Raw genomic sequence first — 23,300 nt, 5'->3', positions numbered from 1 at the left:
AGGCCCAGGTTCGGGAAACTATCCCTGACCTGGGCCTTCGTGCTGCGGAGCGGATGACGGGAATCGAACCCGCGCTATCAGCTTGGGAAGCTGAAGTTCTGCCATTGAACTACATCCGCATCATCAAGCGGCTGACCGCTCGGAACGAAGATTACCTTACTCGGCGCACTCATGCGAAGAGATCCTTCGTGTGCGCCCTCACTGCGCCGGTGGCCGAGGTCGCAGGGGTGGCCAGGCCGGGGCGGGTCGACGAGCCGGTAGATTCGTCCCCGTGCTTCTCTCCGATCGTGACATCAGGGCCGCCATCGAATCCGGCCAGGTCAAACTAGATCCCTATGACGCCGGACTCGTCCAGCCGTCGAGTATCGACGTGCGTCTGGACCGTTATTTCCGGGTGTTCGAGAATCACAAATACCCCCACATCGACCCCGCCGTCGAGCAGCCGGGACTGACCCGGCTGGTCGAGCCCGACGGTGACGAGGCGTTCATCCTGCATCCCGGCGAGTTCGTGCTCGCCTCGACGTACGAGACCGTCACGCTTCCCAACGACATCGCCAGCCGGTTGGAGGGCAAGAGCTCCCTGGGCCGGCTCGGGCTGCTCACCCACTCCACGGCGGGGTTCATCGACCCCGGGTTCTCCGGCCACGTCACGTTGGAGCTGTCCAACGTCGCGACGCTGCCGATCAAGCTCTACCCGGGAATGAAGATCGGCCAGCTGTGCATGTTCCGGCTGACCTCGCCGGCCGAGCTCCCCTACGGTTCCTCGGCGTACGGATCCCGTTACCAGGGCCAGCGCGGTCCGACCCCGTCGAGGTCCTACCAGAACTTCGACCGCAAGGAGATCGTCCCCGGCGACGACTAGCGCGTTCCCCGTCCCCGGGGCGTCAGCGGTAGTCGAGGGTGGGCTGGGCGGCATTGCGTCGCGGCAGCATGTAGGCGGCGAGCAGGCCACCGATGAAACCGAACAGGTGTGCCTGCCAGGAAATGCTCTGTCCCTGGGGAAGTACGCCGAAGATCATCGTGCCGTAGAAGATCACGACGCAGATCATCACCACGATGTCGATCGTCTTGCGCTCGATGATCCCGCGCAGCACCAGGAAGCCGAAGTAGCCGAAGATCAGTCCGCTGGCGCCCACGGTGAGGGAATTGGGTGCGGCGAGCAGCCATACGCCCACCCCGCTGACCACGGCGATGATGAGCGACGCCCAGATGAACCTGCTCAGTCCGCTGAGGGCCACGAGCGAGCCCAGGACCAGCATCGGTACGGAGTTGGCGATCAGGTGCGCGAAGTTGGCGTGCATGAGGGGCGCGGTGAGCACCGTCCACGGTGCGTCGAAATCCCACGCGCGGATGCCGAAGCTGTAGTCCAGCGATCCACCCGCGAAGTAGTCGATGATCTCGAATACCCACATTGCTGCGGTTAGTACGACGACGGTCAGAACGGCGCTAATTCGGGACTGCGTCACGCCGTCAAGCTTATGCGACGACTGGCGTGTCGGCTCGGTGACGGAGAGTGGTGGTCGATCGGGGTGGCGTCTGGTCGTGCGAGGGTGTTCGTCCGAGTGGCGTAGGTCGCACTACAGGGAAAAAATCCTGAAAATAAGTGACCTACGTCACTTGTTTTTGATAGGTGACTCAAATCACATCTTCTTATGTTTGGGCTCCGGGTTTGCTTGCCGCAAGTCGGTGTTTGTGTTTTTTCGCTGTTAAACGCGTTATTTCCCTGTGATCTCTCCAAGGGAAACCCCAGGTCGGCGTCTGTATGGTGATCTATCTACCTAAAACGGGCGTAAGCAGCGCGCTGGTTCAGGTTCGCCGGGAAGTTTCGAAAGCAGTTCCTCTGTCGAGGTCGCGGTGGCCGCCACGAGCGCGCTCGCGTCACAAGGAATTTGCGCCGTGCGAACAAGCGGGGGCGAGGCATCCGTCAGGTCTCACGTTTCTCGCGGCAGGGCAGACCCGAAGAGGAGACCGTGCCAGCTGTACGTGCGACCAACCTGTACAAGGTGTTCGGAAGAAGGGCACCGAAAGCCGTCGAGTTGCTGTCCGACGGACGCCATCGCGACCAGATCAAGGAACTCGACGTCACCGCCGCGGTAATCGACGTGTCCTTCGAGGTCGAGCCGGGGGAGATCTTCGTCGTCATGGGGCTCTCCGGCTCCGGCAAGTCGACGCTGATCCGCATGCTCAACGGACTCCTTCCCCCCACCTCGGGGTCGGTGGAGATCGACGGCAGCGACATCACCAAGCTGTCCTCCCGGAACCTGCGCGCCGTGCGCAGTGAGAAGATCAGCATGGTCTTCCAGCACTTCGCGCTCTTCCCGCACCGCACCGTTCTGGAGAACGCCGCCTACGGCCTCGAAGTCCGGGGCATCGCCCGCGAGGAGCGCCACCAGAAGGCCATGCACGCGCTCAGCCTCGTCGGACTGGGCGGCTGGGAGAACCACGTTCCCCAGCAACTGTCAGGCGGTATGCAGCAGCGCGTCGGCCTGGCCCGCGCGCTCACCGCCGACACCGACATCATCCTGATGGACGAGGCGTTCAGCGCCCTCGACCCGCTGATCCGCCGCGACATGCAGGCCCAGTTGCTCGAGCTCCAGGCGACCCTCGGCAAGACGATCGTGTTCATCACGCACGACCTCAACGAGGCCATGCGCCTGGGAGATCGCATCTGTGTGCTGCGCGACGGCCGTGTCGCCCAGATCGGTACCGCGGAAGAGATCCTCAACGACCCGGCCAACGACTACGTGGCCCAATTCGTGGAGGACGTGGACCGCACCCGGGTCCTCACCGCCTCCTCGGTCATGGAACCGCCCATCCCGGTGATCAATCCCGGGCACGGGCCGCGCGCCGCCCTGCGCACCATCCGCGAGAACCAGACCACCGTCGCCTTCGTGGTGCAGCGCGACCGTCGTCTCGTCGGTCTGGTCAGTGAGAACGCGATCGGTGAGGCGGTTCGCACCGGCGCAGCAGACCTCAACGGCACGGTCGAGACCACTATCGAGCGGGTTCACCCCGACACCCCGATCGCCGAACTCTTCCAGCAGGCTGCTACCAGCCCCTATCCGCTGGCCGTCGTGGACGACGAGGGGCGTCTGGTCGGAGTGATCCCCCGGATCACCCTTCTGGCCGCGCTCGCTCCGCCCGAGAACGGGGAGGGCGAGGCCGCGCAGGGCGAGCAGGAAGCCGACCCACCGTCAGAGGAGCCGCCACCCGCTGACGAGCCCCGGACCGACGAGCAGAACGAGGAGGAGACGCGTTGAACGCCTACACCTGGCTCACGCCCTTCCCGCCGCGCCTGCCCATCGGTGACGCCTTCGAGGCGTTCAACCGCTGGCTCAAGTCGAACTTCGCCCCCGTCTTCGACGTCATCGGCGACACCATCTCCTGGTTGGTCAATCTCCTCAGCTCGTTCTTGACCGAGCCCCAGGCAGCTCAGCTCACCTTCATCGCAGCGGGAATCATCGCGGCGGCGCTGGTCCGGCCGCACCGGCTGCCGACGCTCATCACCACGGGCGTGGTCCTGGCCCTCTACATCGGTCAGTGGCTCTTCGGGCTGGGCAACCTGATCGTCAACCAGCTCCCGGCCCCATTGTTCCTGTGGGCCATGGGCCTCTTCGGTCAGGACTACGTCGACGCCAACCTCGTGATCGCCCTGGGCTTCCTCATCGCCCTAGTCGTGATCGCCGCGGTCAAGCAGACAGCACTGCGCCGTGCGGCCGTCGTCGGCGGTGGCTGGCTCGCCGTCATCCTGCTGGGCTGGCTCGCCTTCCCCGCGGTGCCGGACCTCATCGCCGACTCCACGGCCATGCTGATGGTGCTGCTCCTGAGCGCTCTGGCGCTTGTGGTGGCGGGATGGAAGCTGAGCCTGTTCTCCGTCATCGCGCTCACCGTGATCGTGGGTATCGGTCAGTGGGAGAACGCGATGTCCACGCTGTCGCTGGTCCTCGTGGCCAGCCTCATCGCGGTCGTCATCGCCATTCCCATCGGCATCCTGGCCGCCTACAACGCAGTGGTCAGCCGGATCGTCAAGCCGGTCCTCGACCTCATGCAGACGATGCCCGCGTTCGTCTACCTCATCCCGGCGATCTTCTTCTTCTCGCTGGGCGCGGTCCCCGGTGTCGTGGCGACGGTCATCTTCGCGATGCCCCCGGGCGTGCGCCTCACCGAGTTGGGAATCCGCCAGATCGACAAGGAACTCGTCGAGGCGGGCGAAGCGTTCGGGGCCCCCACCGGAAAGATCCTCACCGGTATCCAGCTCCCGCTGGCACTGTCCACGATCATGGCCGGCGTCAACCAGGTGATCATGCTCGGCCTGTCCATGGTGGTCATCGCCGGAATGGTCGGTGCGGGAGGCCTCGGCAGCCAGGTCTACCAGGGAATCTCCCGCAACGACGGCGCGCTCGGTTTCGAGGGCGGTATCGCCGTGGTGATCCTCGCAGTCTTCCTCGACCGCCTTACCGCGGCCATCACCAGCAACTCCCCGCAGGCACGAGCGGAGCGGTCCGCCGCTTCCTGACCTCGATATACGAACGATCCGTTCCTTGCCGCACGGGAACGGGAAACCGGCAGAGAAAGGGAAGAACAACCGTGACATTCTTCAGGCGTACCGGACGGGCAACCTCCATCGCAGCAGGGCTTGCCTCGCTGACCCTCTTGGCGACGGCCTGCGGTGGCGGCAGCGACCTGGCCGGCGGCGGCGACGAGGGCGGCTCCGACGCGGACAACAAGTCCATCAACATCGCGCTCATCCCCTGGGAAGAGGCCATCGCCTCCACCAACATGTGGAAGGTCGTCCTGGAGGACCTGGGCTACGACGTCACCATCACCGACGTCGACGTCGCCCCCATGTACCAGGGCGTCGCCAACGGCGACATCGACCTCTTCCTGGACACCTGGCTGCCCCAGACGCACTCCGACTACTGGGACGAGTACGGCGACCAGCTCGAAGACCTCGGCTACTGGTACGACAACGCCACGCTCACCGTCACCGTGCCCTCCTACGTGGAGGACGTGAACTCGATCGCGGACCTCGCCGACGACGCCGACCTCTTCGACAGCCGGATCGTGGGCATCGAAGCGGGGTCCGGTCTCATGCGCACGGTGCGGGAAGAGGCCATCCCCACCTACGGCCTCGAGGACTACGACCTTCTGGAGTCCTCGACCGCGGCGATGCTCGCCGAGCTCGACTCCGCGATCGCCGACGAGAAGCCCATCGTCGTCACCCTGTGGCGTCCGCACATCGCCTACGCCCAGTACGACCTCAAGGACCTCGAAGACCCCGAGGGCGCGATGGGCGAGGCCGAGAAGATCCACATGGTGGGCCGCGACGGCTTCGGCGCCGACTACCCGGAGCTGGCCGGCTGGCTGTCGGACTTCCAGCTCAACGACGACGAGCTGGGCGACCTCGAGCAGGCCGTCCTGGTCGACCACGAGAGCGACCCGGAGGCCGGCGCCCGCGAGTGGCTGGCCGCCAACCCCGAGTTCATCGAGCGCACGCTCGGTGACGCCGGTGCCGAGCTCGACTACTGATACGGGCATACGCATCCCGGATAGCCGAAGCGGGGCCGTCTCCTTTCCAGGAGGCGGCCCCGCTTGCGTATCCGAAGTCGGTCGACGTGTCGTGGTTCAGCCGCCCGACGAGATCGAACGGTCGCGCGGAGGGATGCCCGCACTGCTCATGAACGCGTCCACCTTCGCCGGGGAGGTGAGGCTGCTCAACGGTAGGTAGGGGCGTCCCGCGCGGCGGCCCTCCACCGAGGGGAAGGTCCACGGCCGCCCTGTGGAGTCGCACAGGCCCAGCGATCGGCTACGACCGGGCAATACGTAGTAGGAACCGATGTCGTTGAAGGGGATGCGCACGACGTAGCGTCCCCACGTGTAGCGGAACTCCGTGGCGTCCGCCTGGAGGACCGGTGCTTTGAAACGGGAGCCGTGCCACACCAGTACTGCTCCGCCGACGACGGCCAGGGAGCCCAGCACCACCGCCGCCCAGTTGGTGAGTCCGGCCACGATCACCACGATGCCCAGGACGGCCAACAGGGCTCCGCCCCACAGTTCCACGTGCTTGCGGCCCAGTGGGCAGACCAGGCGAACCGTTTCGGTCACGGGACATGCCTCTTTCGTGTTCTTCCCGGGCGGACAGCGGATGACGAGGAGCCTCGTACGGCCCTGCTCCGCTCTCCGACGCGCGGGTTGTGCGTGGCCCCTGTCGATTGTGCCTCGCGCGCGGGGGGCGTTGCCGATCGGGCCTTGAGGTCCGGGGCGCGAGGACGAATGGCGTGGTCGCACCCGTTGCGGGCGCTGTCGGGTGGACGGGTGTTCGGGGGAACCGGCCAGGCCGTCGCAGACCGGGAGTCCCCGCGGTGGCACCCGGGACACACGACAATCGTCCAGACGCCCGGTTGGTGCGGGGGTAACGGGAAATAGGTGGCGATCGCCGCTCGAAGCCTATCGGTTCCCACAGCTTTCGCAGCGCGGGAACCGGGGAGGGGAAAGCTGTGGGAACCGGGGGTCCGCTGCCGGCCCCGACGCCTGGTGCCCGGGCGATGGGGACCCGGATCCCTACCGGGGAGTCACCGCTGCAACGGCCCGGGGCGACTGTTCCATCGGGTTCCTTGGACGGGCAGCGAACAGGAGTCGATGAACGCGGCTTCCCCGTGCGCCGCGCACAGCTCGTCTCCCGTGACCCGCGACTGCACGCACGTCGGTTCGGCGCAGCGGTAGGGGCCCAGATCTGCACGAAGGTCCCGCAGATGGGTCGGGCAGTGCCCGATGCCGGGGTCGGTGAGTGCGATGCAGTCGGCTACCGCGCAGACCCGTTCCCTGTTCAGGACTCGGCACAGGCGGACCCACAACGGCCTGGCCGCGTCTTCGGATGCCTCTTCGACACGGTGTGCTCCCATGGCTCCCACGGTGAGTGCGGGATCGAAAGCCGACAAGTGGGTCGGCCGGTCCCGGTCGATATCGACCGGGGACGTTTGCCCGCCTTCCCCGGGTGCTTCGGAGGTTGAGCGGCCCAAGCACCGTCATGACGGTGTTGCGGGCGTGCGGTTCCTGTGAAATGGAGGGCTTTCGGTTGTTTTGGGGCGGTGTTCGCTCAGCCGCGGTAGTAGTCCCGGACGCTTCGTGGGCTGAGCAACCCGATCAGTAGCGCGGCGAAGAGGACGAAGACGATGCTGCCGTACCCGCCTCCCACGACGAGAAGCAGCCCGAACAGCGCTATCAGGATCTGGAAGGCCATGACGGTCCAGTACACGCCGAGGGAGCGTCTGCCCAGAAGCAGCGCCAGGACGAGCGAGATCAGCGAGTAGCCGGCGACGACACCGATCACGGCCCCCACGATCCCGGTGATGGCTCCTTCGCTGACGGCATACCCCTGGCCCCGGGCGGAGGCCTTCATGCCTTCCACCGCTTCGGGCACGCTGATGAGGAAGACGCAGAACGCGGCGATCAGGAAACCGATCACAGCGGCGATGATCATGAGCACGCGTACTGCCACCGACGCGCCCGGCATACTCGTCGGTACGGGCTGATAGCCCGGCCGTGCCCCGGATCCCCCGTACCCCGGGTATCCCTGGTAGGGCCCGTATCCCGCATATTCCGGCGGCGGTCCAGGGTACTGCGGTTGCCCCTGCGGGCCGGAGGGTCGGTCGGAAGGCGGTGGATACACCGGGGCTCTCCTAGCGTTGGCGGGCACGGTTGCGGCAGTGCTCCGAAGAAACGTCCACGCGGTTTCGGTGGCGCACCGACATCATTGCCCATCCGGACCCCTTTCCAGTCTTCCCCGATTGCGCAGCCGATGTGCCCGGCGGGTCGCCGCACGGGAGCATGCCCGGTGCCGGCGGGAAAGAGCAGCTCCCAGGGGGCAACAGCGGTGGCGAGCGGCGACGGCGCAACAGCGGATGCTCGCTGCGGTTCGCCACGCGCCCGAAACGGGCGTGTCCGTGCCGGCATCGGCCGTGTGCGAGCCGTCCAGGGGCACACCCGGTGTCCCCTGCCAGTCGCGCGGGTGGCCCGATTCTTTTCCATGCTGGCTTCCCGGCCACTGGTTCGGACGTGCCCGGCCCAGCATGATCGTTTTCACGGGCCGGCCGCTTCCCCGCAGGGTCAGCGGTGCCGGACGACAACAAGGACAAAGAGGTGAACGGCGTGAAGGTGCTATGGGTTTTCGCCCACCCGGAGCAACGCTCGTTGGGTGGATCGCTGCGCGACGAAGGCCTCCGGACACTGCGGGAACACGGTCACGAGACATGCCTGTCCGACCTCTACGCCATGAAGTGGAACCCGGTCGTCGACAGCGGCGACTTCGGACACGACCCGCGCGAGCGGCTGGTCGTGGGGACGGAGTCCCAGAACGCGCACGCGTCGGGCGGGTTGAGCGCCGACATCCGCGCCGAACAGGCCAAGATCGAATGGGCCGACACCCTGGTGGTGCAGTTCCCGCTGTGGTGGTACGGCATGCCCGCCATGCTCAAAGGCTGGTTCGACCGTGTCTTCGTCAAGGGCTTCGCCTACGGCGTCACCGAGCCGGGGCCCGACGGTCGGATCCTGCGCTACGGAGACGGCACGTTGGCCGGTAAGCGTGCGTTGGTCCTGGTGACCCTTGGCGCCCGTGCGAGCAGTGTCGGCCCTCGCGGGGTCAACGGAGAACTGGAAGAACTGCTGTTCCCGTTGCAGCACGGCACGCTCTGGTACAGCGGGATGTCGGTGCTTCCGCCATTCGCCGTCCACGGCGCGGATCGCCTCTCCGTCACCGGTTACGAGGCCATCACCGCTGAACTGCGCGACCGGCTCCGCACGCTTTCGACCGCAGAGCCGATCCCCTATCGCTATCAGAACCGAGGAGACTACGACGCCGACCTCGTGCTGCTCCCCCACCTGGCGCCGGGGGTGACGGGCCTCGGCGCCCACCGCACGTGAAGCAGTGTGCCGAGGCCGTTCTGCACCGCGGCTGCGATGGTACGGACGGCCTCGGCGCCGGAGTCCTGACCGAAGCCGGGCACACAGCGGTGGGCGTACGGGATTCTCTGTTTCCGCCGATGCGCAATGAGCCACTCACCTGCACCGCCACTGCCCCTCCGACACCACCCGCAGCAATGCCTACTGGGAACGCACAGCCACCTCCGGTGACATCATCGCCAACGACTTCGTCACCTCTGCGCAGAGCGTCACCGTGACTATCTCGTCCTCCGATGGCCAGTTCACCAGCCGTGGGTTCAGGTTCTAGAAGAGGGCCGGCTAACTCAAGGAGCAGGCGAAGTCCTCTACCTGGAATTTCTTCGGCGTCCCTCTTCGGCCTTCACAGCGGGAATCTTCTCAGGGGTGTCTGATCGCAGGTCCCGCTATACCTCGCGACAGAGGGCAAAGCACTCCGGGCCGTCCCGTCTGACGGGGCGGGCGAGTTGGCGCACGGTGGGGATGCGGCGCAGACGCCCACCGAGTGCCGGGTTCAGTCCCATGAGTCCAAGACACCCGATCCGCACCGGCTCTGCCGTCCCCGGTGACAGTCCTGGCCGAGGAGTCGTGTCCCACCCCTTTGGCCACTGCGGAAGCAATACCTCGCAAACGGTTTTCATTAGTGCCAAGACATCTATTCAGTTACAAAAAATCTCAAGTCATGAAATTTATTGCAAAGTCAAGAGGCTTAGGTCTATGGTTTCCTCGTTTTTGTGTCTTCTGCCCCCATTTGTGTGGCTGGATTGGGAACCTCCATGGCAATTTCACGGCGTACCGCTTTACGTGCTTCCATCGTCAGCGGTACCGGACTTCTGTTCGGCGGAGCGGCGACCGCAGCCGCCGCCGCTCCCCTCGCCCCCGTGCACGCCCCTGACGCCGACGCCGCCCTGAAACTGTTGAAGCAGGGCAACCGCCGGTGGCGGCGTTTCGAGCAGAAGCACCCCAATGAAGGCGCGCGCCGCCGCGGCCAGGTGCTCTCCGGCCAGAATCCTTTCGCCCTCGTCCTCGGCTGCGCGGACTCACGCGTACCCGCCGAACTCGTATTCGACCGCGGTCTGGGCGACCTCTTCAGTATTCGCTCGGCCGGCCAGGTCCTCGACGAATCGGTCCTCGGCAGCATCAGCTACGGCGTCGAGCACCTGCACATCCCCCTCATCGTGGTTCTGGGCCATGCCGGCTGCGGTGCCGTCACCGCGGCGGTCGAGACCCACCGCGGAGGCGAGCTGCCCGAGGGCCACATCGGCTACCTCGTCGAGCAGATCCTGCCCGTGGTCGATGCCACCCCCGACGACGGAGAAGACTTCGTCGACGCCTGTGTCTCCGCCAACGCCCTCCACATCGCCGAGACCCTGCGTTTTGATCCCGACCTCGTCGGGCACGTCGATAGCGGTGAGCTGCGCGTCGTCGCCGCCCGCTACGAATTGGACAGTTCCGAGGTCCGCTTCCTCGACTAGGAAAGTCCGTCAGCGCGCCCCGAACCGGAGCGCCGAAACGGTTCGGGGCGCTTCGCCCACGGCTCGGGAGTCCGCTCTGGTGTGACCGACCCCGCCGTGTTCACCGGCAACCGATCGGATGCCATCGGGAGCAGGGTGTTTGGCCGCCCCCGTGCCGGGCAGGGCGGTCAGCAGCACCAAGGCGCTGCCCGATGGGAAACCCGGCTCCGGAGTGCAGACCCCACGGCGACCAGCCGCGGTGTCGGTGCACACGGCGCGGTAACGGTGAAGAAGTCCGTCTCTTTCCACTTGACAGCCGATCCGCCAAGTGAAGAGAGGACATCTCCACATGACAACCTTGGGCACGAGGATCACCGCACGGCCCGCACACACCGCCGGAACCCGACAGTCAGGGGACCGGCGTGTCGGGGAAACCGGTCCGAACCCGTTTTCCCAGGCGATGACCCGCGAAGCGCTCCAAAGCGCATTGTCCCTGTTCAGCGCCCAGGAGCGCCGAATTCTCCTGCTGTGCTTCTTCGGTCAGAAGACCCAGGCCGAGATCTCGGCCGCAGTCGGCGTCCCCGAAGAGGACGTCCGCCAGATCATCGAGCACACGCTCAGCCGACTTCATGCCGAACTGGTCGTCACGACCTGAACCACACGGCTTTACTTCCGGTCGCACCGAGACATTCGTCGACAACGGGGGCGGTACGCCCCCTGATTGCAGGCTTTTGAACATGATCGATGACGTTCCGGACAACGTTCGCCCGATCGAGTCGGCCCGCACCGTCAGGGAACGGCGAAAACGCCATGAGCATCGCCAGCGCGAAGAAGCCGATCGTTTCGAGGAACACGCACAAGCCGTCGCCGAAGAGCTGCGGACCCACGGAGCCACGGTGATCGCCTGCGGAGAGGCCGAGCGGGTACGGATCCGCAGGGTGGGTCGGCGCGCCGGGAAGATCATCGGCCGAGCGGTTCGCATCACCGTCGTCGACGGTCTCATCGCGGTGTGGGACGAGGAACGCGGCGACAACCCCCTCCAGGTCCTCATCGACCGGGTCCGTGCCGAGAAGTTGATCGACCAGGCGCCGAAGAGGCGTGGTCCCCCCGGCGACGAGGGGTTCCCTTTCTTACCACGCGCTGATCCGGTACCCCGCCCCGAGGACCGGACAGACCGCCCCTAGGCGACTCTTCGACCACGGTCGAGCCAGGTCCGCACACGGGCGTTGAAGTCGTCCGGGGTCTGGAGCGGGATGCCGTGCCCGAGACCGGGCGCGACGTAGAGCTCGCTGTCGGCCGCTCGCCGGTGCAGTTCGCGGACGGAGTCCAGCAGCGCCTTCGGTTCGCGGTCGCCGGCCATGATCAGCGACGGTACGTGTTGGACGTCCCACTCCTCGGGGATGCGGAAAGAGAAGTTCTCCCGACCGATCGCGGCCAGTGTCGGCCGGCTCATCGCCCGTGAATCGCGGAAGTAGTCCTCAAACCGTTCGTCGGGGAGCCGGAGGGCGCGGGCCTGGGCCCGCGCGAAAAGGCGATTGCGCGCCAACGGCGCGGTCACCGCCATCAGCCCCGGCAGAAGAGGGCCGACCCGCACCGGTCGGGCGAGCGCACTCACGATCACGGCACTGTTCACCAGGTGGGGAAACCGGCTCACCAGTTCGATCGTGACCTGGGCGCCGATCGAGAAGCCCACGACGGAGGCGCGCCCCCCGTCGGTGCGCTGCGCGATCAGTTCTGCGAGCGCTTCGGCTGCGGCGCGGTTGGACGTGTACGCCTGTTCCGCGCTCCTGCCGTGTCCCGGGAGGTCGGGGACCAGCACATGGTGGTCGGCGGAGAAATGCGCGCGCTGGTGTTCCCACATCCAGCCGGCGACACCACCACCGTGGACGAACAGCAGACCCGGCCGGCCTGGGGTGCCGCTCTCGTCAACATACAACGGGGGAGTCCTCTCGCCGGGGTGCACGTGACTCCAATGCTAGGGAACGCGGCGGCCCAGGGCGTTGCGAGGTGGTGCGTCCGCCTCGGCCGGCGGCGATCCTGGCCCAGGTCGCCGCCCAGTCGACCCTGTCGGTACTGATCTACCAGCGGACCCACTCGCCCTTACCGTCGGCGCTGGTCTTCGCGCTGGGCTTCGTCCCCTACCTCCTCGGCGCAGTGCTGCTCGGTGCCGTCGCCGATCGTTTTCCGGTCCGTCCGGTGATGGTGGCCACCCAGTGCGTGAGCGCCGGTTTCCTGGCGTGCATGGCGGTGCCGGGCCTGCCGTTCCTGGTTCTGCTGCTGCTCCTGATGGTCAACGGGACCATCGCGCCGATCTTCCAGGGGGCCAGAGCCGCCGCGCTGCCCGACCTCCTGCCCGGTGGGGGCTACCCACTGGGCCGTGCCCTGCTGCGGATCGCCGTACAGACCGCGCAGATCGCCGGGTTCGCTTTCGGCGGGATGCTGTTGACCCTCGTCCCGACCACGACCGCCCTGCTGGTCGCGGCGGGCGCGATGGCGGCCTCCGGCCTGGTCCTGAGACTGGGCGTGCGCGCCCGACCCGCGCGAAACAGTGCCTCCACCGGCGGGGGCTCCATCGTCGGACACTCGGTCGCGGGCGTGGCGACCGCGTTTCGGCTCCCACTCCTGCGCTGTCTGCTGTTGTTCGCTTGGCTGCCTCCGGCGTTGGCGGTCGCCCCGGAAGCGCTGGTGGTCGCCTTCGTCGGCCGCATGGGCGGCGGGCCGGCCCTGACGGGGATACTGCTCTGCGCGTGGCCCACCGGAATGATCCTCGGCAACCTGCTCGTGGGCGTCCTGTTCGGCGCGCGACTCAGAGATCGGTGCACGGTGCCCATGGCGCTCGTGGTCTTTGCCCCCCTGCCGTTGTTCCTCCTCGACCCGGGGGCCACGGTCATAGCTGTGCTGCTGGTGGTGTCGGGGACGGGGTTCGGTTATCTGCTCGGCCTGGACCGGCGAATCCTGGATGCCATCCCCGATGACGCGCGCGGACGCGTCCTGGCGCTGGCCTCGGCCGGATTGATGCTCGCCCAGGGGCTGGGGTTCGCCGCTGCGGGGGCCGCTGCGGAGTTCTTCGCCCCGCACCGGGTGGTCGCCGCCGCCGGGGTGGCGGGACTGGTCCTGGTCCTCACGTTGGGACGCGTGGTCTCCACACGGTCGAACCGGTGACGAGGACAGCCCGGCGCAGCCCCGAAGCCGCCTCGGGTCCGGCACTTCTTCGCCCCGAAGTTCAGCTGCGCTGCCGGTGGTGGTGAGGGCCGCTCATCCGCTCTTTCCGGGGAGGACGGGACGTTCCAGGGCGGTGTGCATCCAGTCCAGGGAGTCGGCGCGCAGGGCTTCTTCGGCGAGGCGTTTGGCCGAGGTGGTCTGTAGCGCGGCCAGGGACGTGTCGATCCAGGACTGGGTGTTGGTGTTTCCCTGGGCACGGTACTCCACCGCCTGCAACAGGCACTCCAGCTTGTCGGCGTCGCGCGCACAGCGCGCTTCCAGGGACTCCTTGGCCTCGTACTCGCCCACTACCCGGCCGACCATGTCGGCCACCGCCGCGGGAAGACCGCTGACCTGGTCGGCCGTCACCTCCTCGTTGGATGTCGCCGAGAGGTAGCGTTTGGCGACGTAAGGGATGTCGGTGATCCGGGTCTCCTGGGTGTCGTGGAACAGGGCCAGGAGTGCTGCGCGGTCGGGGTCGGCTCCTTCGAGTGCGGCGAGTGCGGCGGCGATGACACCCGCGCGAAAGCTGTGGTCGGCGATGCTCTCGGGGTTGTTGATCCCGGCGATGTGCCATCCGGTGCGCTTGTAGCGCTTCATGAGCCCGGTCTCGTAGAGGAACCCGGCCAGCTGGGAGAACTCGGTCTCATCCGCCATTTCCGCTCCTTCTCGACGCCGGTTGGACGTCGTTAGAGCGTAGATGACTTCGCGCCGTCTGTCCCGGAAAAGCCGTTCGGTGCGGATGCCGGCCGGCCGTGGCGTCCGACACCCGCGCCGAACGGGCCCCTTCGATAGTGGTGTCCTTCGCGTTCATCCCGCTTTCGCGGTGCCGGCGAGCACCTCGGCGAGCCGGTTCATGGAGTCGGTCACGCCGCGTTCCATGTCGCCCGCGACCATCGCGTCGCGGTCCTCGACGGACTGGAACACCGAGTGCGTGACAAGCCGGGTGCGGTTGCCGCCGATGTCCTCGAAGGTCGCCGAGTCGAGGCTGACATGCCCGGGAGCGCCCCCGAACTCGAACGTCTGCACCAGACGTTCGTCAGGGACGACGCTGTGGAAGACGCCCCGGAAGTCGTAGCCGTTGCCCTCGGGGTCGTAGTGGGTGTAGGACCACGAACCGCCCTCGCGTACGTCGAACTCGGTCAGCTTCATGGTCAGTTCGCGGGGGCCCAGCCAGCGCACGACCAGTTCCGGGTCGGTGTAGGCCCGGTAGACGCTGGCAACGGGGGCGTCGAACTCGCGCACCACGTCGATGAACGGAACATCGGGCCGTGCGGTGATGGTGACGGGCTTGTCGGTCATCGTTCTGTCTCCTTGAGAGTGTCCAGTACCGAGTCGAGTCGGCGGAACTGCCGCTCGGCGGTGAGCCGGTAGGCGTCGATCCAGGCGGTGAGCGCTTCGAGCGTCTCGGGGACCAGGTGGCAGGGGCGGCGCTGTGCGTCGCGCGACCGGGTGATCAGTCCGGCGGCTTCGAGCACCTGCACGTGTTTGGACACGGCCTGTTTGCTGATCGAGAACGGCTCCGCGAGTTCGTTCACGGTGGCCGGTCCGCGGGACAGTCGCGCGATCATGGCCCGCCGCACCGGGTCGGCCAGTGCCAGGAAGGCCCGATTGAGTCGGTCGTCGGACTCGTCGGATCGCATTGTCAACCTTTTCTTTTATCAACCATTTAGTTGACTACAATTCGACGATACCCCCGCCCAGTGGGGGAGTCAAGCCGTGGGAGCTTCGACGGCCGGGGCGTATGTGTGTTGCCGGCCACCCGTACCCGCTCGGATCTGGGCCGTCGGACGGCCAACGTGTCGTCGGCCCGGGTGGAGCGGGACCTGAAGAGCCGTGTCGACCGGGCACGGGCCCGCCTCGGAGAGGAAGCCGTCAGCCGTCCCGACGCCAGGGGCCGTGCCCGATTCGTGGAACCGGCCCGAACGATCGAGGAGAGCCTCGGCGGCAGGGCGCACGTGGTGCGGCCGGCGGCCGGTCGACCCCGCGGATGCCGCAGCGGCTCACGTCCGGTCCCCGGGGAGGAACCGGCGCGCCGCCCTGCCCGGGCGCGGGGGCGGGCCCTCGTCGTAATCGTCCAACAGCCCCTGCTCCCGGGCCTCCTGCTGCTGTGCGGCCGGAGGCTGATAGGGATCGGGGTCGCTGTCCCGGGGCGGCTCGGGGCCGTCGAATCCGACGCGTACGACCCGGATCACCCGGGCGATCCGATAACGCAGCGGCAGCACGTCGATCGAGTCGCCCGGTCCCTCGGCCCCGCAGCTCTCCAGGGCTTTTCGGTAGGCGTTCCGTTCCTCCGGGGTGCTGTCGGCGTTCCACTCGTCGTCCTTGCGGCTCCGGTGTTCTAGATGCCGTAGCAGGAACTCGCGTGCTTCCTCGGGAACGGTCCAGCTGTCCCCGAACGGATGCCACGCGCGGTCGTCCACGCGATTCACCATCGGTTGGAAGTCCGGAGGCAGTACGACGACCTCCGGGTAGGCGAGGTGGCGCACCAAGGCGTCCTCGGTGACCTCGCGAGGAACCGGGCCGCCCGCTGGAACCAGTCCGCATACCGCAGCGCGCACGGCGTCCGGATCGGACTCCAGTTTGGTGTCCGCGGTCAGGTCGATGCCGTAGTTCATGGCGCTGCGCACCGATTCGTTCTCAGGGGGTGCGAACGGCGCCGCCGGCTCGGTCGGGAGGGGCAGGTCGGGCTCGTCGTCGACGAACCGCACGTAGCGTTCGATGCGGACCACCCGGTAGCGGTGGCCGAGGACGAGAAGTTCGTCGTGGGCCTCCCAGTCGAGCAGATTGGCGGCATCGGTGAACTCGCGTTTGCGGCCGGGGTCGCGCTCCACCTCGTGGCTCTGTTTGAGGAAGTGGTGGGCCAGGGAGTCGCGGCCCTCTTGGGGATTGTTGCCGGGATAGGTGCGGGTCGCCCACCGGCCGCCCACTTCTTGTGCGGGCTGGTAGAGGGGGAAAAGGATCCGCATGTCCACCGGCTCCTCGCCGGGGCGGCGGTCGGGGGGCGCGGGAGTGCGTGGCGCAGCTGGGTCGTCACCGTCGTCCATGCCCCCAATACTTCTGGATCGCCGACCCCCTGTCAGGTGGTTCGGGTACTGATGCGCCGTGTTCGCGGGGACGAAAACGCGGGGGCGCGCCACGTGGTCGCGCCGGCCGTATGGCCGATTCCCCTGTTGAGCAGGCTTTCCAGCACCTGATCCCTGGGCTTGGGGGGACACGGTAAAAAACGTTTGTGCTTAAGGTAATCGCTTGATCACTCTGAGCAATATCATGTGGCCTGCATGGTGCTTCCACGGGTGCAAGGACACCCACCTGCGTGACCCCACGCTGCCCCTCCCGGAGCCGGCCCAAGCCGCGAGAAGCACACGCATGCTGACAGATGGTCCAGGAGAGGCGCAGTGTTCAACAAGTTCTTCATCACGAACGCGATCAACCGGAGCTCCGAGAACGGTGTTGACCGGCGCCGGTTCTTCCGTGCCGCCAGTGCAGCGGGGATGGGTACCGCAGCGGTCACCCTGTTGCCCGCCGCCGCCATGGCCGACACCACGAAGGGGCCCAGTGATGCGGCCGTCCTCAACTTCGCCCTGAACTTGGAGTACCTCGAAGCCGAGTTCTACCTCAAGGCCGTCACCGGTGCCGGATTGCCCGGGAACCTCGTGGGCGGCAGGGGCCGCCCCGGCGCCGTCTCGGGCGGACGCCAGGTGAAGTTCACGACCAAGTTGGTCCGCGAGTACGCCCGGGAGATCGCCAACGACGAGAGGGCGCACGTCGCGTTCCTGCGTGAAGCGTTGGGCTCGGCTGCCGTGTCGCGTCCGCGAATCGACATCGATGCCGCGTTCACCGCTGCCGCGCTGGCCGCCGGACTCGTCAAGCCGGGGGAGAGGTTCGATGCCTACGCCAATGAGGACAACTTCCTGCTGGCGGCCTACGTCTTCGAGGATGTCGGCGTGACCGCCTACAAAGGCGCGGCACCACTCGTCAACAACAAGGTGTTCCTGGAGGCCGCAGCCGGCCTGTTGGCGGTCGAGGCCTACCACGCGGCCAACATTCGCACCACGCTGCTGGCCCGAGGACTGACGGTGCCCTCGGTGAAGATCTCCGATGCCCGCGACAGCCTCGACGGGCGTACCGATCTCGACCAGGGAGTCGTCGACGGCAGCGGGCGGGCCAATGTCGTGCCCACCGACGGCAACGGCCTGGCGTTCAGCCGCAGCGCCGGTCAGGTGCTCAACGTCGTCTACCTGACCCCGAAGAAGGCGACGGCGGGCGGGTTCTTCCCGCAGGGCGTGAACGGTGAGATCCGGGAGAGCGCCGACAGCACCCGGTAGGGGCAGGGGAGGAGCAACCGTGGGGGCGGGGTGGCGGCCGGTTCGGCGCGGCCCCGCCCCTCGCGGCGTTTCAAACAAATTCTTCCCGCCGGTTCCGGTGGTCGACCGGGGAATCCGTCGCTCTGCTCCAAGGGCGGGGAATCGGCTTTTCCGTGCCGAGAATTCCGCTGATGAATCTTATTCATTCAACTGGTTCGACTTTCCCCGGTGGAGAGCTCCCGTGCCTGGTGGACGTGCTGTTTGCGGTGTCCCGACGAAAGAGGCAGGGGACGGTAAGAATTTCGACGACGGGCAAGAACCGCTGCTTCCCGACCAATCCGTTCGGTCTTCGGCGGCGAATTGGTGATGGAACCCGAAACGGTAGGCGGCCCCGGACAATCATTTCCACCCGGGAGGAAAAGGAGTGTGCGAGGCCGGGCCCCGGCCGGGTTCCGACGCGCCCGCAGGTCCGTGCAGGCGCGTCCTTCGGCCCCGTCCGTCCTCGACGGGGAAGGCGGGCGCACCCCCGCAGAGTGGGTGCTCCGTGGGGTGCGCCCGTCCCCGCAGGCAATCCGATGCCTGCCGCTTCCCGCCCCGGGCAGGGGCGGGCGCACGCGGCCATGATCAGTGGTGGCGGCCGTCGAGCAGGAACCCCGCGATCGCACGGCGCAATCCTTCCTCGTCGAGCCCGTGCAGGCTGTCGTGCTGGTGCGCGGTGCCGTAGCGACGCAGCTCCTGCTGTCCCACGCCGAGTCCCACCACCCGATGCCGCACCCCCCGTAGCGCTCGGGACACCTGGGCCGACGAAGTGTCGCGCAGGTAGGGCTCGACCAGTACCACGTCCGGTGCGTCCAGTGTCGCGCGGAGCGTCTCGTCGTCGAACGGGCGGACCGTGGCCGCATAGAGCACGGTGACGTCCAGATCGGTGGTCGCGGCGAGGGTACGGTCGGCCATCGGGCCCACAGCGATCACCGTCCCGCGGGTCCCCCGGCGCAGCACCCGCATCCGTCCGTCGCCGGTGTCCAGCGCACGGGCGTTGCCCTCGGCCGCCAATCGCAGGTAGACCCGGCCACTGCCGTGCGCTGCGCCGCGCAGCAGGGCCTCGGCCTCGTCCGGGTGGCCGGGTACGTGCACGGTCCAGTTGGCCAGCAGGTCCAGCAGCGCCACGTCGCGGTGGCCGAAGTGGGTCTCCCCGCCCTCCGGCCAGTCGTAGGATGCTCCGGCGCTGACGAGGACGGCTCCGACGTCCTGATGCCCCAGGTCCAGTTTGACCTGCTCGAACGGCCTTTCGAGCAAGAACGGCGCGAAGGTGTGCACGATCGGTCGCAGGCCGGCGAGTGCCAGTCCGCCCGCGACGCCCACCATCAACTGTTCGCGGATGCCCACGTTGACGACACGATCGGCGACCGGGGCCACCGTTGTCGGGTCCAGATAGCCGACACCGATCTCGGCGAGCACCGCCACGAGTCGGTCGTCCTCGGCGAGCAGGTGCGGGAGCAAGCGGTAGAAGCGGTCGCGCTGGTTCTCGGCGGCCGTCGCCGCGGCCGTCTCGATCATGGTGCTCATCAGGAGTCCTTCGGCTCGACGTGGGCGACCACCGCGTGTGGGCGGTCGCCGGGGGCGGTGGTGAAGGCCCTTTCCAGGGCGATGGGATCCCGGCCGTCGACGTCGACCGTCGACCAGCCCTCAACGGCGAACCGGGAGGCGATTCCGCCCGGCCAGCCCAGGGACGCGGAAGAGTTGTCGATGACGACCGCGGTGAGCCGGTGCAACCCGGCGCGGGCCGCGTACTGGATCGCCTCGATGTTGCTGCCCTCCTCCAGTTCCGCGTCGCCGGTCATGACGACGACACGCGCGTCCGGATGCCCGGTGGTCCGAAGCCCCAAGGCGGTACCCACGGCCAGACCGAGCCCGTGCCCCAGCGATCCCGAGCCGATCTCGACACCGGGGACGAGGACCCTGTCGGGGTGGTAACCCAGGATCGAGTCCAGCGAACCGAAGTCGCGCAGGTCGTCCGGGCCGATGAAGCCCTTCGCGGCGAGAACCGCGTAGTAGGCCATCGGTCCGTGCCCCTTGGAGAGCAGGAAACGATCACGTTCCGGGGCATCGGGCCGGGCCGGGTCGACGCGCAGCACCCGGTCGTAGAGCACCCAGATCGCCTCCAGCGTGGAGGTGGCGCTGGCATCGTGCTTCTCGTCCCCTGTCATCAGGGTCAGCAGGGCGGGGAGATCGTCGTAGCCCCGAGCCGTTCGTACTGTTGGTCTCATGGATCGATCGTGCAACCTCAAGCATGGTTGAGGTCAACTGTCCGCTTGCGGTCGGTCGGGCGAAGATCCCGCTTCCCCATCCGGCGCACCGGTCGGGGCGGGTCACCCGCCCCGAGGGGCCGAACGGGATCGAACGCCGGTGTGCACGGAGGGAACGGGAAGTTCGGGCGGAAAACGTGATCGGGGACGTACACCGTCTCGACGTCTCGCAACCGGTCCGGGGTCGCTTTGGGAGGACCCGGTGGAGGACCGCGAAGTTCTGACTGCGGTGCGCGTACGCGGTGGCCACCGGATCGGCGTCGTTCACCGTTCTGACGATCGCCCGCACCCGTGCGCCCGGGATGTCGCCGTCGCACAGCGTCGCGGTCGGCGAGCCCGCGGCCTTTCGGGGTGAGGTACTCGACGAGCGCGGCCCGGCCGATGAGGGCCTGGGCGATCGCCGGGTTCGCTCCTCGTGCGGGGACGAGGGGAGGAAAGCCGTCAGGGGGAGGGGGCTGTTCCCGACGAGTGGGCCCCCGTGTCACAGATGGTCAACGGTTCGGGTGGCGCCGTGGACCACGGCCGCGAACGCGAAGACCCGTCGCGGACCTCGGCCGCCCCGATCTCCAGCGGCGTCACGATCCCCATGCCGGCCCGATCCCGTGCAGCGCCCACAACAGGTCCGGGTGCTGGCCGGAGTCCGCGCGTACGCCGAGCCCCGTGTTGGGGCTCGTGTCCCACGCCTGGGGACAAGGCCGTCTGGTTCGGGATTTTGTTGCACGGCGAGGATGAGCAGCGGGCCTCCCGGGCGGGGCACGGTCTATGGAAGCGGTGCCTCTCCGTCCCGGTCCCGGTTGCGAAGAGCCGAGGGCCGGTCGGCCCCATGGCCGACCGGCTCGTTCCTCGACGGCGGTCCTTATCTGCTGAAGCTGACCTGTTGGCGGCCGATGAAGAACCACAGCAGGGCTCCGATCAGGGGTGCGCAGATGATGAAGATGATCCACACCACCTTCATTCCGCCGCTCACCTGCGAGCCCAGGATGCTGATCAGGGCGGCGATGATCAGGATGATCACGGCTGCGGAGATCGCCAGGGATCCCGCCATGAGAAGGAGGGGGAGGAGGGTTTCGGCGGGGGCGGTGGAGGTGAGTGAGGTGACAAGCACGGGTGCGCTCCTTTGCGTTGGGTGTGAAACGCGAGGGTGGCGTCGTCGTTGGAGTTCGGGCGGGGGCGGGTGGGTGGTTTGGGGTGGTCAGTTCCGGGTGCGGGCGGCGGCGACGAGTAGGTGGACGCAGACCGCGATCAGGATGATCATCGCGAGGACGGCCATGAGGAAGACGGCGGGGTGGTTGACGAAGTTGAGGGTGACGACGGTGCCCAGGGTCAGGGTGGCGGTGGCGGGCCAGGCCAGGGTGCCGATGATCTTCTGGGTGACGTTCCAGCGGGGGCCGTTCCAGAGCAGTACGACGCCGGCGATCCAGCCCAGGAAGGGGGCGACGAATCCGCCCGCGAGGAGGGTGAGCACGGTGGCGATGTCGTAGAGGCGTTCACCGGGGGTGCGGGGGTTGGTCTCGGTGCGCGCGGCGGCGGCGATTTCCTCGGGGGTGCCCAGTTCGTCGAGGGCGTTGCGGATCTGCACCTCGTCGGCTCCGGTGGTGGTCTCGGCCAGGTGGGTGCGGACGTTGTCCAGGAGTTCGTTGCGGGTGCCGGCGGGCAGGTCGGTGGATGCGTCGCGCAGGCGTTGGAGGTAGCGCTGGACGTGGGCGTTGTCGGTCTGTTCCATCTGACTGCTCCTTGTCGTGTGCGGTGTGATGGTGGTCATATGGGGCCTCCTAGGTCTTCATGAGGGTGTCCACGGCGTCGCTGAACTGGGTCCATTCGCTGCGGAAGAGTTCCAGCGACCCCCGTCCCTCGTCGGTGAGGGAGTAGTAGCGCCGGGGTGGGCCGTTGGGCGACTCCTTCCAGTGGGTGGCGACCAGGCCGTCGCTGCGCAGACGCGACAGCAGTGGGTAGATCGTTCCCTGGCCGGCGGCCAGGGCCTGGTGCGCGGCGAGTTCGCGGACGAGTTCCACGGCGTAGTGCTCGCGTGCGTTGAGCAGCGCCAGTACACAGAAGCCCACGGTTCCGCGTCGTAGCTGGCTCATTGTCTTGCGTGGAGGATCTTTAACCATGCACAACAAAGTACCATGCAATGCAAGGTACCTTGCAAGTGTTTCGTCGGGAGAATTGTGTCGACGCTCGTCGCGTTCACCGGTTGCAGGGGGTTTGAGCAGCGCAGACTCCGCGCCGTGCTGGTTTTCCGGGATACCGCTGATGCGGGCCGTGGAGAGGTGGGCCGGACAGGGCCACGCCGAACGGGGGCTGACGGGCCGGTCGTAGCGCAACGGCTGCCGGGCAGGAGGGCGGGGTCCGAAATCGGGTGTTTCACCGTCGAGGGGGCGTGCCCACGGGGACGACCGGTCGTACGCCCGGTGGCAGGTGAGGGGCCCGAGACGCAAAAAACCCAGGCTCAGTTTCCAGTGGAACTGGACTGGCCTGGGGATTTGGGGTGGGCCACCAGGGGATCGAACCCTGAACCCGCGGATTAAAAGTCCGCTGCTCTGCCGATTGAGCTAATGGCCCGTACGAGACTCTGATCAGGCAAGGGTTTCGCACACAGCGGCTACTTTACCCGAGCCGCACGACTGTTGCACAGCGGAGGATTCGGCCCATAGTAGCCACCCGGCGGTGCCGCCTCGGGATGCGGGGATTGTCGGTCCGGCGCGTCGACGGCAGGACGCCGGTCTCCGGGGTCGTAAGCCGTTTCCACCACCGTGCTGTGGGAGCGTGATCGTCGGCCGACGAACCGGGGACGCCGCTTCCCGCCCTTCGGCGTTTCGGCCGGGAACGCCCCGGAAAGTCCGTCGGCCCTCCGAGGGATCGGCCGGTATCGTCCGTCTCCCGACCCGACCCGAGTCGGTCCACCACACGGCACAAGGACCGCCGTCGCCCCTCGGCCGGAAGGGCCCCAACAAACCCCAGCCAGTGGCCGGAACGGGTCGCGAGTTGAGTACAAGTCCCCATGTGCCGTTGTGTTCCGAGCGGGCATGATTTGGTGCATGAGCAACCCCCCTGAGCAGCCTCCCAACCAGCCGTCCGGGCCGTATCCGGGCCAGGAC

25 protein-coding genes and 2 tRNA genes are annotated in these 23,300 nt (G+C 67.4%); 11 read left to right on the top strand and 16 right to left on the bottom strand.

Features of this window, described 5'->3' with window-relative positions; all coding sequences use genetic code 11:
* Positions 1-48 precede the first annotated feature (48 nt).
* Positions 49-119 (bottom strand) — tRNA-Gly (locus tag QSJ59_RS22110).
* Between the two features lie 152 nt (positions 120-271).
* On the opposite strand from QSJ59_RS22110, the gene dcd reads away from it, so the two are divergent.
* A complete protein-coding gene (gene dcd, locus QSJ59_RS22105; protein WP_285761657.1) occupies positions 272-862 on the top strand; it encodes a dCTP deaminase in 591 nt (196 codons plus the stop codon).
* A 22-nt stretch (positions 863-884) separates the two neighbouring features.
* On the opposite strand, the gene QSJ59_RS22100 is transcribed toward dcd, so the two are convergent.
* Positions 885-1,466 carry a rhomboid family intramembrane serine protease gene (locus QSJ59_RS22100; protein ID WP_285761656.1) on the bottom strand — a complete coding sequence of 194 codons (582 nt, stop codon included), beginning with the start codon at positions 1,464-1,466 and terminating at the stop codon, positions 885-887.
* Between the two features lie 537 nt (positions 1,467-2,003).
* Between QSJ59_RS22100 and QSJ59_RS22095 the strand changes: the two genes are divergently transcribed.
* The 3 genes from QSJ59_RS22095 (at position 2,004) to QSJ59_RS22085 (ending at position 5,529) form a co-directional block, all read left to right on the top strand.
* Positions 2,004-3,260, top strand: a complete 1,257-nt coding sequence (locus QSJ59_RS22095; protein WP_432707523.1) for a quaternary amine ABC transporter ATP-binding protein — start codon at positions 2,004-2,006, stop codon at positions 3,258-3,260.
* Positions 3,257-4,516, top strand: a complete 1,260-nt coding sequence (locus QSJ59_RS22090; protein ID WP_285761655.1) for an ABC transporter permease — start codon at positions 3,257-3,259, stop codon at positions 4,514-4,516. The genes QSJ59_RS22095 and QSJ59_RS22090 overlap by 4 nt, the downstream gene beginning before the upstream one ends.
* Before the next feature lie 71 nt (positions 4,517-4,587).
* Positions 4,588-5,529, top strand: coding sequence for a glycine betaine ABC transporter substrate-binding protein (locus QSJ59_RS22085; RefSeq protein ID WP_285761654.1), 942 nt, complete (start codon positions 4,588-4,590; stop codon positions 5,527-5,529).
* Between the two features lie 96 nt (positions 5,530-5,625).
* On the opposite strand, the gene QSJ59_RS22080 is transcribed toward QSJ59_RS22085, so the two are convergent.
* From QSJ59_RS22080 to QSJ59_RS22070, 3 genes are all read right to left on the bottom strand, one after another.
* On the bottom strand, positions 5,626-6,105 hold the full coding sequence (locus QSJ59_RS22080; RefSeq protein WP_285761653.1) for a hypothetical protein: 480 nt from the start codon (positions 6,103-6,105) through the stop codon (positions 5,626-5,628).
* A 467-nt stretch (positions 6,106-6,572) separates the two neighbouring features.
* Positions 6,573-6,902, bottom strand: a complete 330-nt coding sequence (locus QSJ59_RS22075) for a hypothetical protein (protein ID WP_285761652.1) — start codon at positions 6,900-6,902, stop codon at positions 6,573-6,575.
* Between the two features lie 194 nt (positions 6,903-7,096).
* Positions 7,097-7,498 (bottom strand): hypothetical protein, encoded by a 402-nt coding sequence (locus QSJ59_RS22070; RefSeq protein ID WP_285761651.1) that lies wholly within the window; start codon positions 7,496-7,498, stop codon positions 7,097-7,099.
* Positions 7,499-8,139: 641 nt separating this feature from the next.
* On the opposite strand from QSJ59_RS22070, the gene QSJ59_RS22065 reads away from it, so the two are divergent.
* The 5 genes from QSJ59_RS22065 (at position 8,140) to QSJ59_RS22050 (ending at position 11,572) form a co-directional block, all read left to right on the top strand.
* Complete coding sequence (locus tag QSJ59_RS22065; protein WP_432707521.1) at positions 8,140-8,919, top strand: NAD(P)H-dependent oxidoreductase; 780 nt, start codon at positions 8,140-8,142, stop codon at positions 8,917-8,919.
* A gap of 139 nt (positions 8,920-9,058) precedes the next feature.
* Positions 9,059-9,226, top strand: coding sequence for an Rv1352/Rv1906c domain-containing protein (locus tag QSJ59_RS24435; protein WP_490247823.1), 168 nt, complete (start codon positions 9,059-9,061; stop codon positions 9,224-9,226).
* Positions 9,227-9,710: 484 nt separating this feature from the next.
* Positions 9,711-10,409: a carbonic anhydrase gene (locus QSJ59_RS22060; protein WP_285761650.1), complete on the top strand. Its 699-nt coding sequence runs from the start codon at positions 9,711-9,713 to the stop codon at positions 10,407-10,409.
* 439 nt (positions 10,410-10,848) lie between these two features.
* Positions 10,849-11,043 carry a sigma factor-like helix-turn-helix DNA-binding protein gene (locus QSJ59_RS22055; RefSeq protein WP_285761649.1) on the top strand — a complete coding sequence of 65 codons (195 nt, stop codon included), beginning with the start codon at positions 10,849-10,851 and terminating at the stop codon, positions 11,041-11,043.
* 82 nt (positions 11,044-11,125) lie between these two features.
* Complete coding sequence (locus QSJ59_RS22050) at positions 11,126-11,572, top strand: hypothetical protein (RefSeq protein ID WP_285761648.1); 447 nt, start codon at positions 11,126-11,128, stop codon at positions 11,570-11,572.
* Here QSJ59_RS22050 and QSJ59_RS22045 read toward each other — a convergent pair.
* Positions 11,569-12,324, bottom strand: a complete 756-nt coding sequence (locus QSJ59_RS22045) for an alpha/beta fold hydrolase (RefSeq protein ID WP_285761647.1) — start codon at positions 12,322-12,324, stop codon at positions 11,569-11,571. The genes QSJ59_RS22050 and QSJ59_RS22045 overlap by 4 nt on opposite strands.
* Before the next feature lie 71 nt (positions 12,325-12,395).
* On the opposite strand from QSJ59_RS22045, the gene QSJ59_RS22040 reads away from it, so the two are divergent.
* Positions 12,396-13,550, top strand: coding sequence for an MFS transporter (locus tag QSJ59_RS22040; protein ID WP_285761646.1), 1,155 nt, complete (start codon positions 12,396-12,398; stop codon positions 13,548-13,550).
* A gap of 93 nt (positions 13,551-13,643) precedes the next feature.
* Here the strand turns inward: QSJ59_RS22040 and QSJ59_RS22035 are convergent, their stop codons facing one another.
* The 4 genes from QSJ59_RS22035 to QSJ59_RS22020 form a co-directional block, all read right to left on the bottom strand.
* Positions 13,644-14,246, bottom strand: coding sequence for an HD domain-containing protein (locus tag QSJ59_RS22035; RefSeq protein ID WP_285761645.1), 603 nt, complete (start codon positions 14,244-14,246; stop codon positions 13,644-13,646).
* A 153-nt stretch (positions 14,247-14,399) separates the two neighbouring features.
* Complete coding sequence (locus tag QSJ59_RS22030; RefSeq protein WP_285761644.1) at positions 14,400-14,891, bottom strand: SRPBCC family protein; 492 nt, start codon at positions 14,889-14,891, stop codon at positions 14,400-14,402.
* A complete protein-coding gene (locus QSJ59_RS22025; protein ID WP_285761643.1) occupies positions 14,888-15,232 on the bottom strand; it encodes an ArsR/SmtB family transcription factor in 345 nt (114 codons plus the stop codon). Before QSJ59_RS22025 ends, QSJ59_RS22030 begins: the two co-directional genes overlap by 4 nt.
* A 360-nt stretch (positions 15,233-15,592) precedes the next feature.
* Positions 15,593-16,636: a DUF5954 family protein gene (locus tag QSJ59_RS22020; protein WP_285761642.1), complete on the bottom strand. Its 1,044-nt coding sequence runs from the start codon at positions 16,634-16,636 to the stop codon at positions 15,593-15,595.
* A 351-nt stretch (positions 16,637-16,987) separates the two neighbouring features.
* On the opposite strand from QSJ59_RS22020, the gene QSJ59_RS22015 reads away from it, so the two are divergent.
* On the top strand, positions 16,988-17,917 hold the full coding sequence (locus QSJ59_RS22015) for a ferritin-like domain-containing protein (protein WP_285761641.1): 930 nt from the start codon (positions 16,988-16,990) through the stop codon (positions 17,915-17,917).
* A 603-nt stretch (positions 17,918-18,520) separates the two neighbouring features.
* Here QSJ59_RS22015 and QSJ59_RS22010 read toward each other — a convergent pair.
* From QSJ59_RS22010 to QSJ59_RS21985, 6 genes are all read right to left on the bottom strand, one after another.
* Positions 18,521-19,462: a transketolase family protein gene (locus QSJ59_RS22010; RefSeq protein WP_285761640.1), complete on the bottom strand. Its 942-nt coding sequence runs from the start codon at positions 19,460-19,462 to the stop codon at positions 18,521-18,523.
* Positions 19,462-20,163 carry a thiamine pyrophosphate-dependent enzyme gene (locus QSJ59_RS22005; protein ID WP_285761639.1) on the bottom strand — a complete coding sequence of 234 codons (702 nt, stop codon included), beginning with the start codon at positions 20,161-20,163 and terminating at the stop codon, positions 19,462-19,464. The genes QSJ59_RS22010 and QSJ59_RS22005 overlap by 1 nt, the downstream gene beginning before the upstream one ends.
* An 895-nt stretch (positions 20,164-21,058) precedes the next feature.
* Positions 21,059-21,307, bottom strand: a complete 249-nt coding sequence (locus QSJ59_RS22000) for a PLDc N-terminal domain-containing protein (protein ID WP_285761638.1) — start codon at positions 21,305-21,307, stop codon at positions 21,059-21,061.
* 87 nt (positions 21,308-21,394) lie between these two features.
* Positions 21,395-21,925 carry an HAAS signaling domain-containing protein gene (locus tag QSJ59_RS21995; RefSeq protein WP_285761637.1) on the bottom strand — a complete coding sequence of 177 codons (531 nt, stop codon included), beginning with the start codon at positions 21,923-21,925 and terminating at the stop codon, positions 21,395-21,397.
* A 49-nt stretch (positions 21,926-21,974) separates the two neighbouring features.
* Entirely contained in the window at positions 21,975-22,286 is a 312-nt protein-coding gene (locus QSJ59_RS21990) for a PadR family transcriptional regulator (protein WP_285761636.1), read from the bottom strand.
* 405 nt (positions 22,287-22,691) lie between these two features.
* Positions 22,692-22,764: transfer RNA gene (locus QSJ59_RS21985), tRNA-Lys, on the bottom strand.
* Between the last annotated feature and the right edge of the window lie 536 nt (positions 22,765-23,300).

It is taken from the genome of Nocardiopsis ansamitocini (assembly GCF_030268225.1).
Classification (GTDB): domain Bacteria; phylum Actinomycetota; class Actinomycetes; order Streptosporangiales; family Streptosporangiaceae; genus Nocardiopsis_D; species Nocardiopsis_D ansamitocini.
The sequence above is the reverse complement of the archived record's forward strand: the minus strand, read 5'-3'. Positions and strand labels throughout refer to the sequence as shown.

Bases quoted from the DNA above. Each gene is read 5' to 3' on its own strand.
- QSJ59_RS22060 (WP_285761650.1), top strand. From the start codon at position 9,711: ATGGCAATTTCACGGCGTACCGCTTTACGTGCTTCCATCGTCAGCGGT.
- QSJ59_RS22035 (WP_285761645.1), bottom strand. From the start codon at position 14,246: ATGGCGGATGAGACCGAGTTCTCCCAGCTGGCCGGGTTCCTCTACGAG.
- QSJ59_RS21995 (WP_285761637.1), bottom strand. From the start codon at position 21,925: ATGGAACAGACCGACAACGCCCACGTCCAGCGCTACCTCCAACGCCTG.
- QSJ59_RS22010 (WP_285761640.1), bottom strand. From the start codon at position 19,462: ATGAGCACCATGATCGAGACGGCCGCGGCGACGGCCGCCGAGAACCAG.
- QSJ59_RS22025 (WP_285761643.1), bottom strand. From the start codon at position 15,232: ATGCGATCCGACGAGTCCGACGACCGACTCAATCGGGCCTTCCTGGCA.
- QSJ59_RS21990 (WP_285761636.1), bottom strand. From the start codon at position 22,286: ATGAGCCAGCTACGACGCGGAACCGTGGGCTTCTGTGTACTGGCGCTG.
- QSJ59_RS22055 (WP_285761649.1), top strand. From the start codon at position 10,849: ATGACCCGCGAAGCGCTCCAAAGCGCATTGTCCCTGTTCAGCGCCCAG.
- QSJ59_RS22020 (WP_285761642.1), bottom strand. From the start codon at position 16,636: ATGGACGACGGTGACGACCCAGCTGCGCCACGCACTCCCGCGCCCCCC.
- QSJ59_RS22075 (WP_285761652.1), bottom strand. From the start codon at position 6,902: ATGGGAGCACACCGTGTCGAAGAGGCATCCGAAGACGCGGCCAGGCCG.
- QSJ59_RS22030 (WP_285761644.1), bottom strand. From the start codon at position 14,891: ATGACCGACAAGCCCGTCACCATCACCGCACGGCCCGATGTTCCGTTC.
- QSJ59_RS22005 (WP_285761639.1), bottom strand. From the start codon at position 20,163: ATGAGACCAACAGTACGAACGGCTCGGGGCTACGACGATCTCCCCGCC.
- QSJ59_RS22050 (WP_285761648.1), top strand. From the start codon at position 11,126: ATGATCGATGACGTTCCGGACAACGTTCGCCCGATCGAGTCGGCCCGC.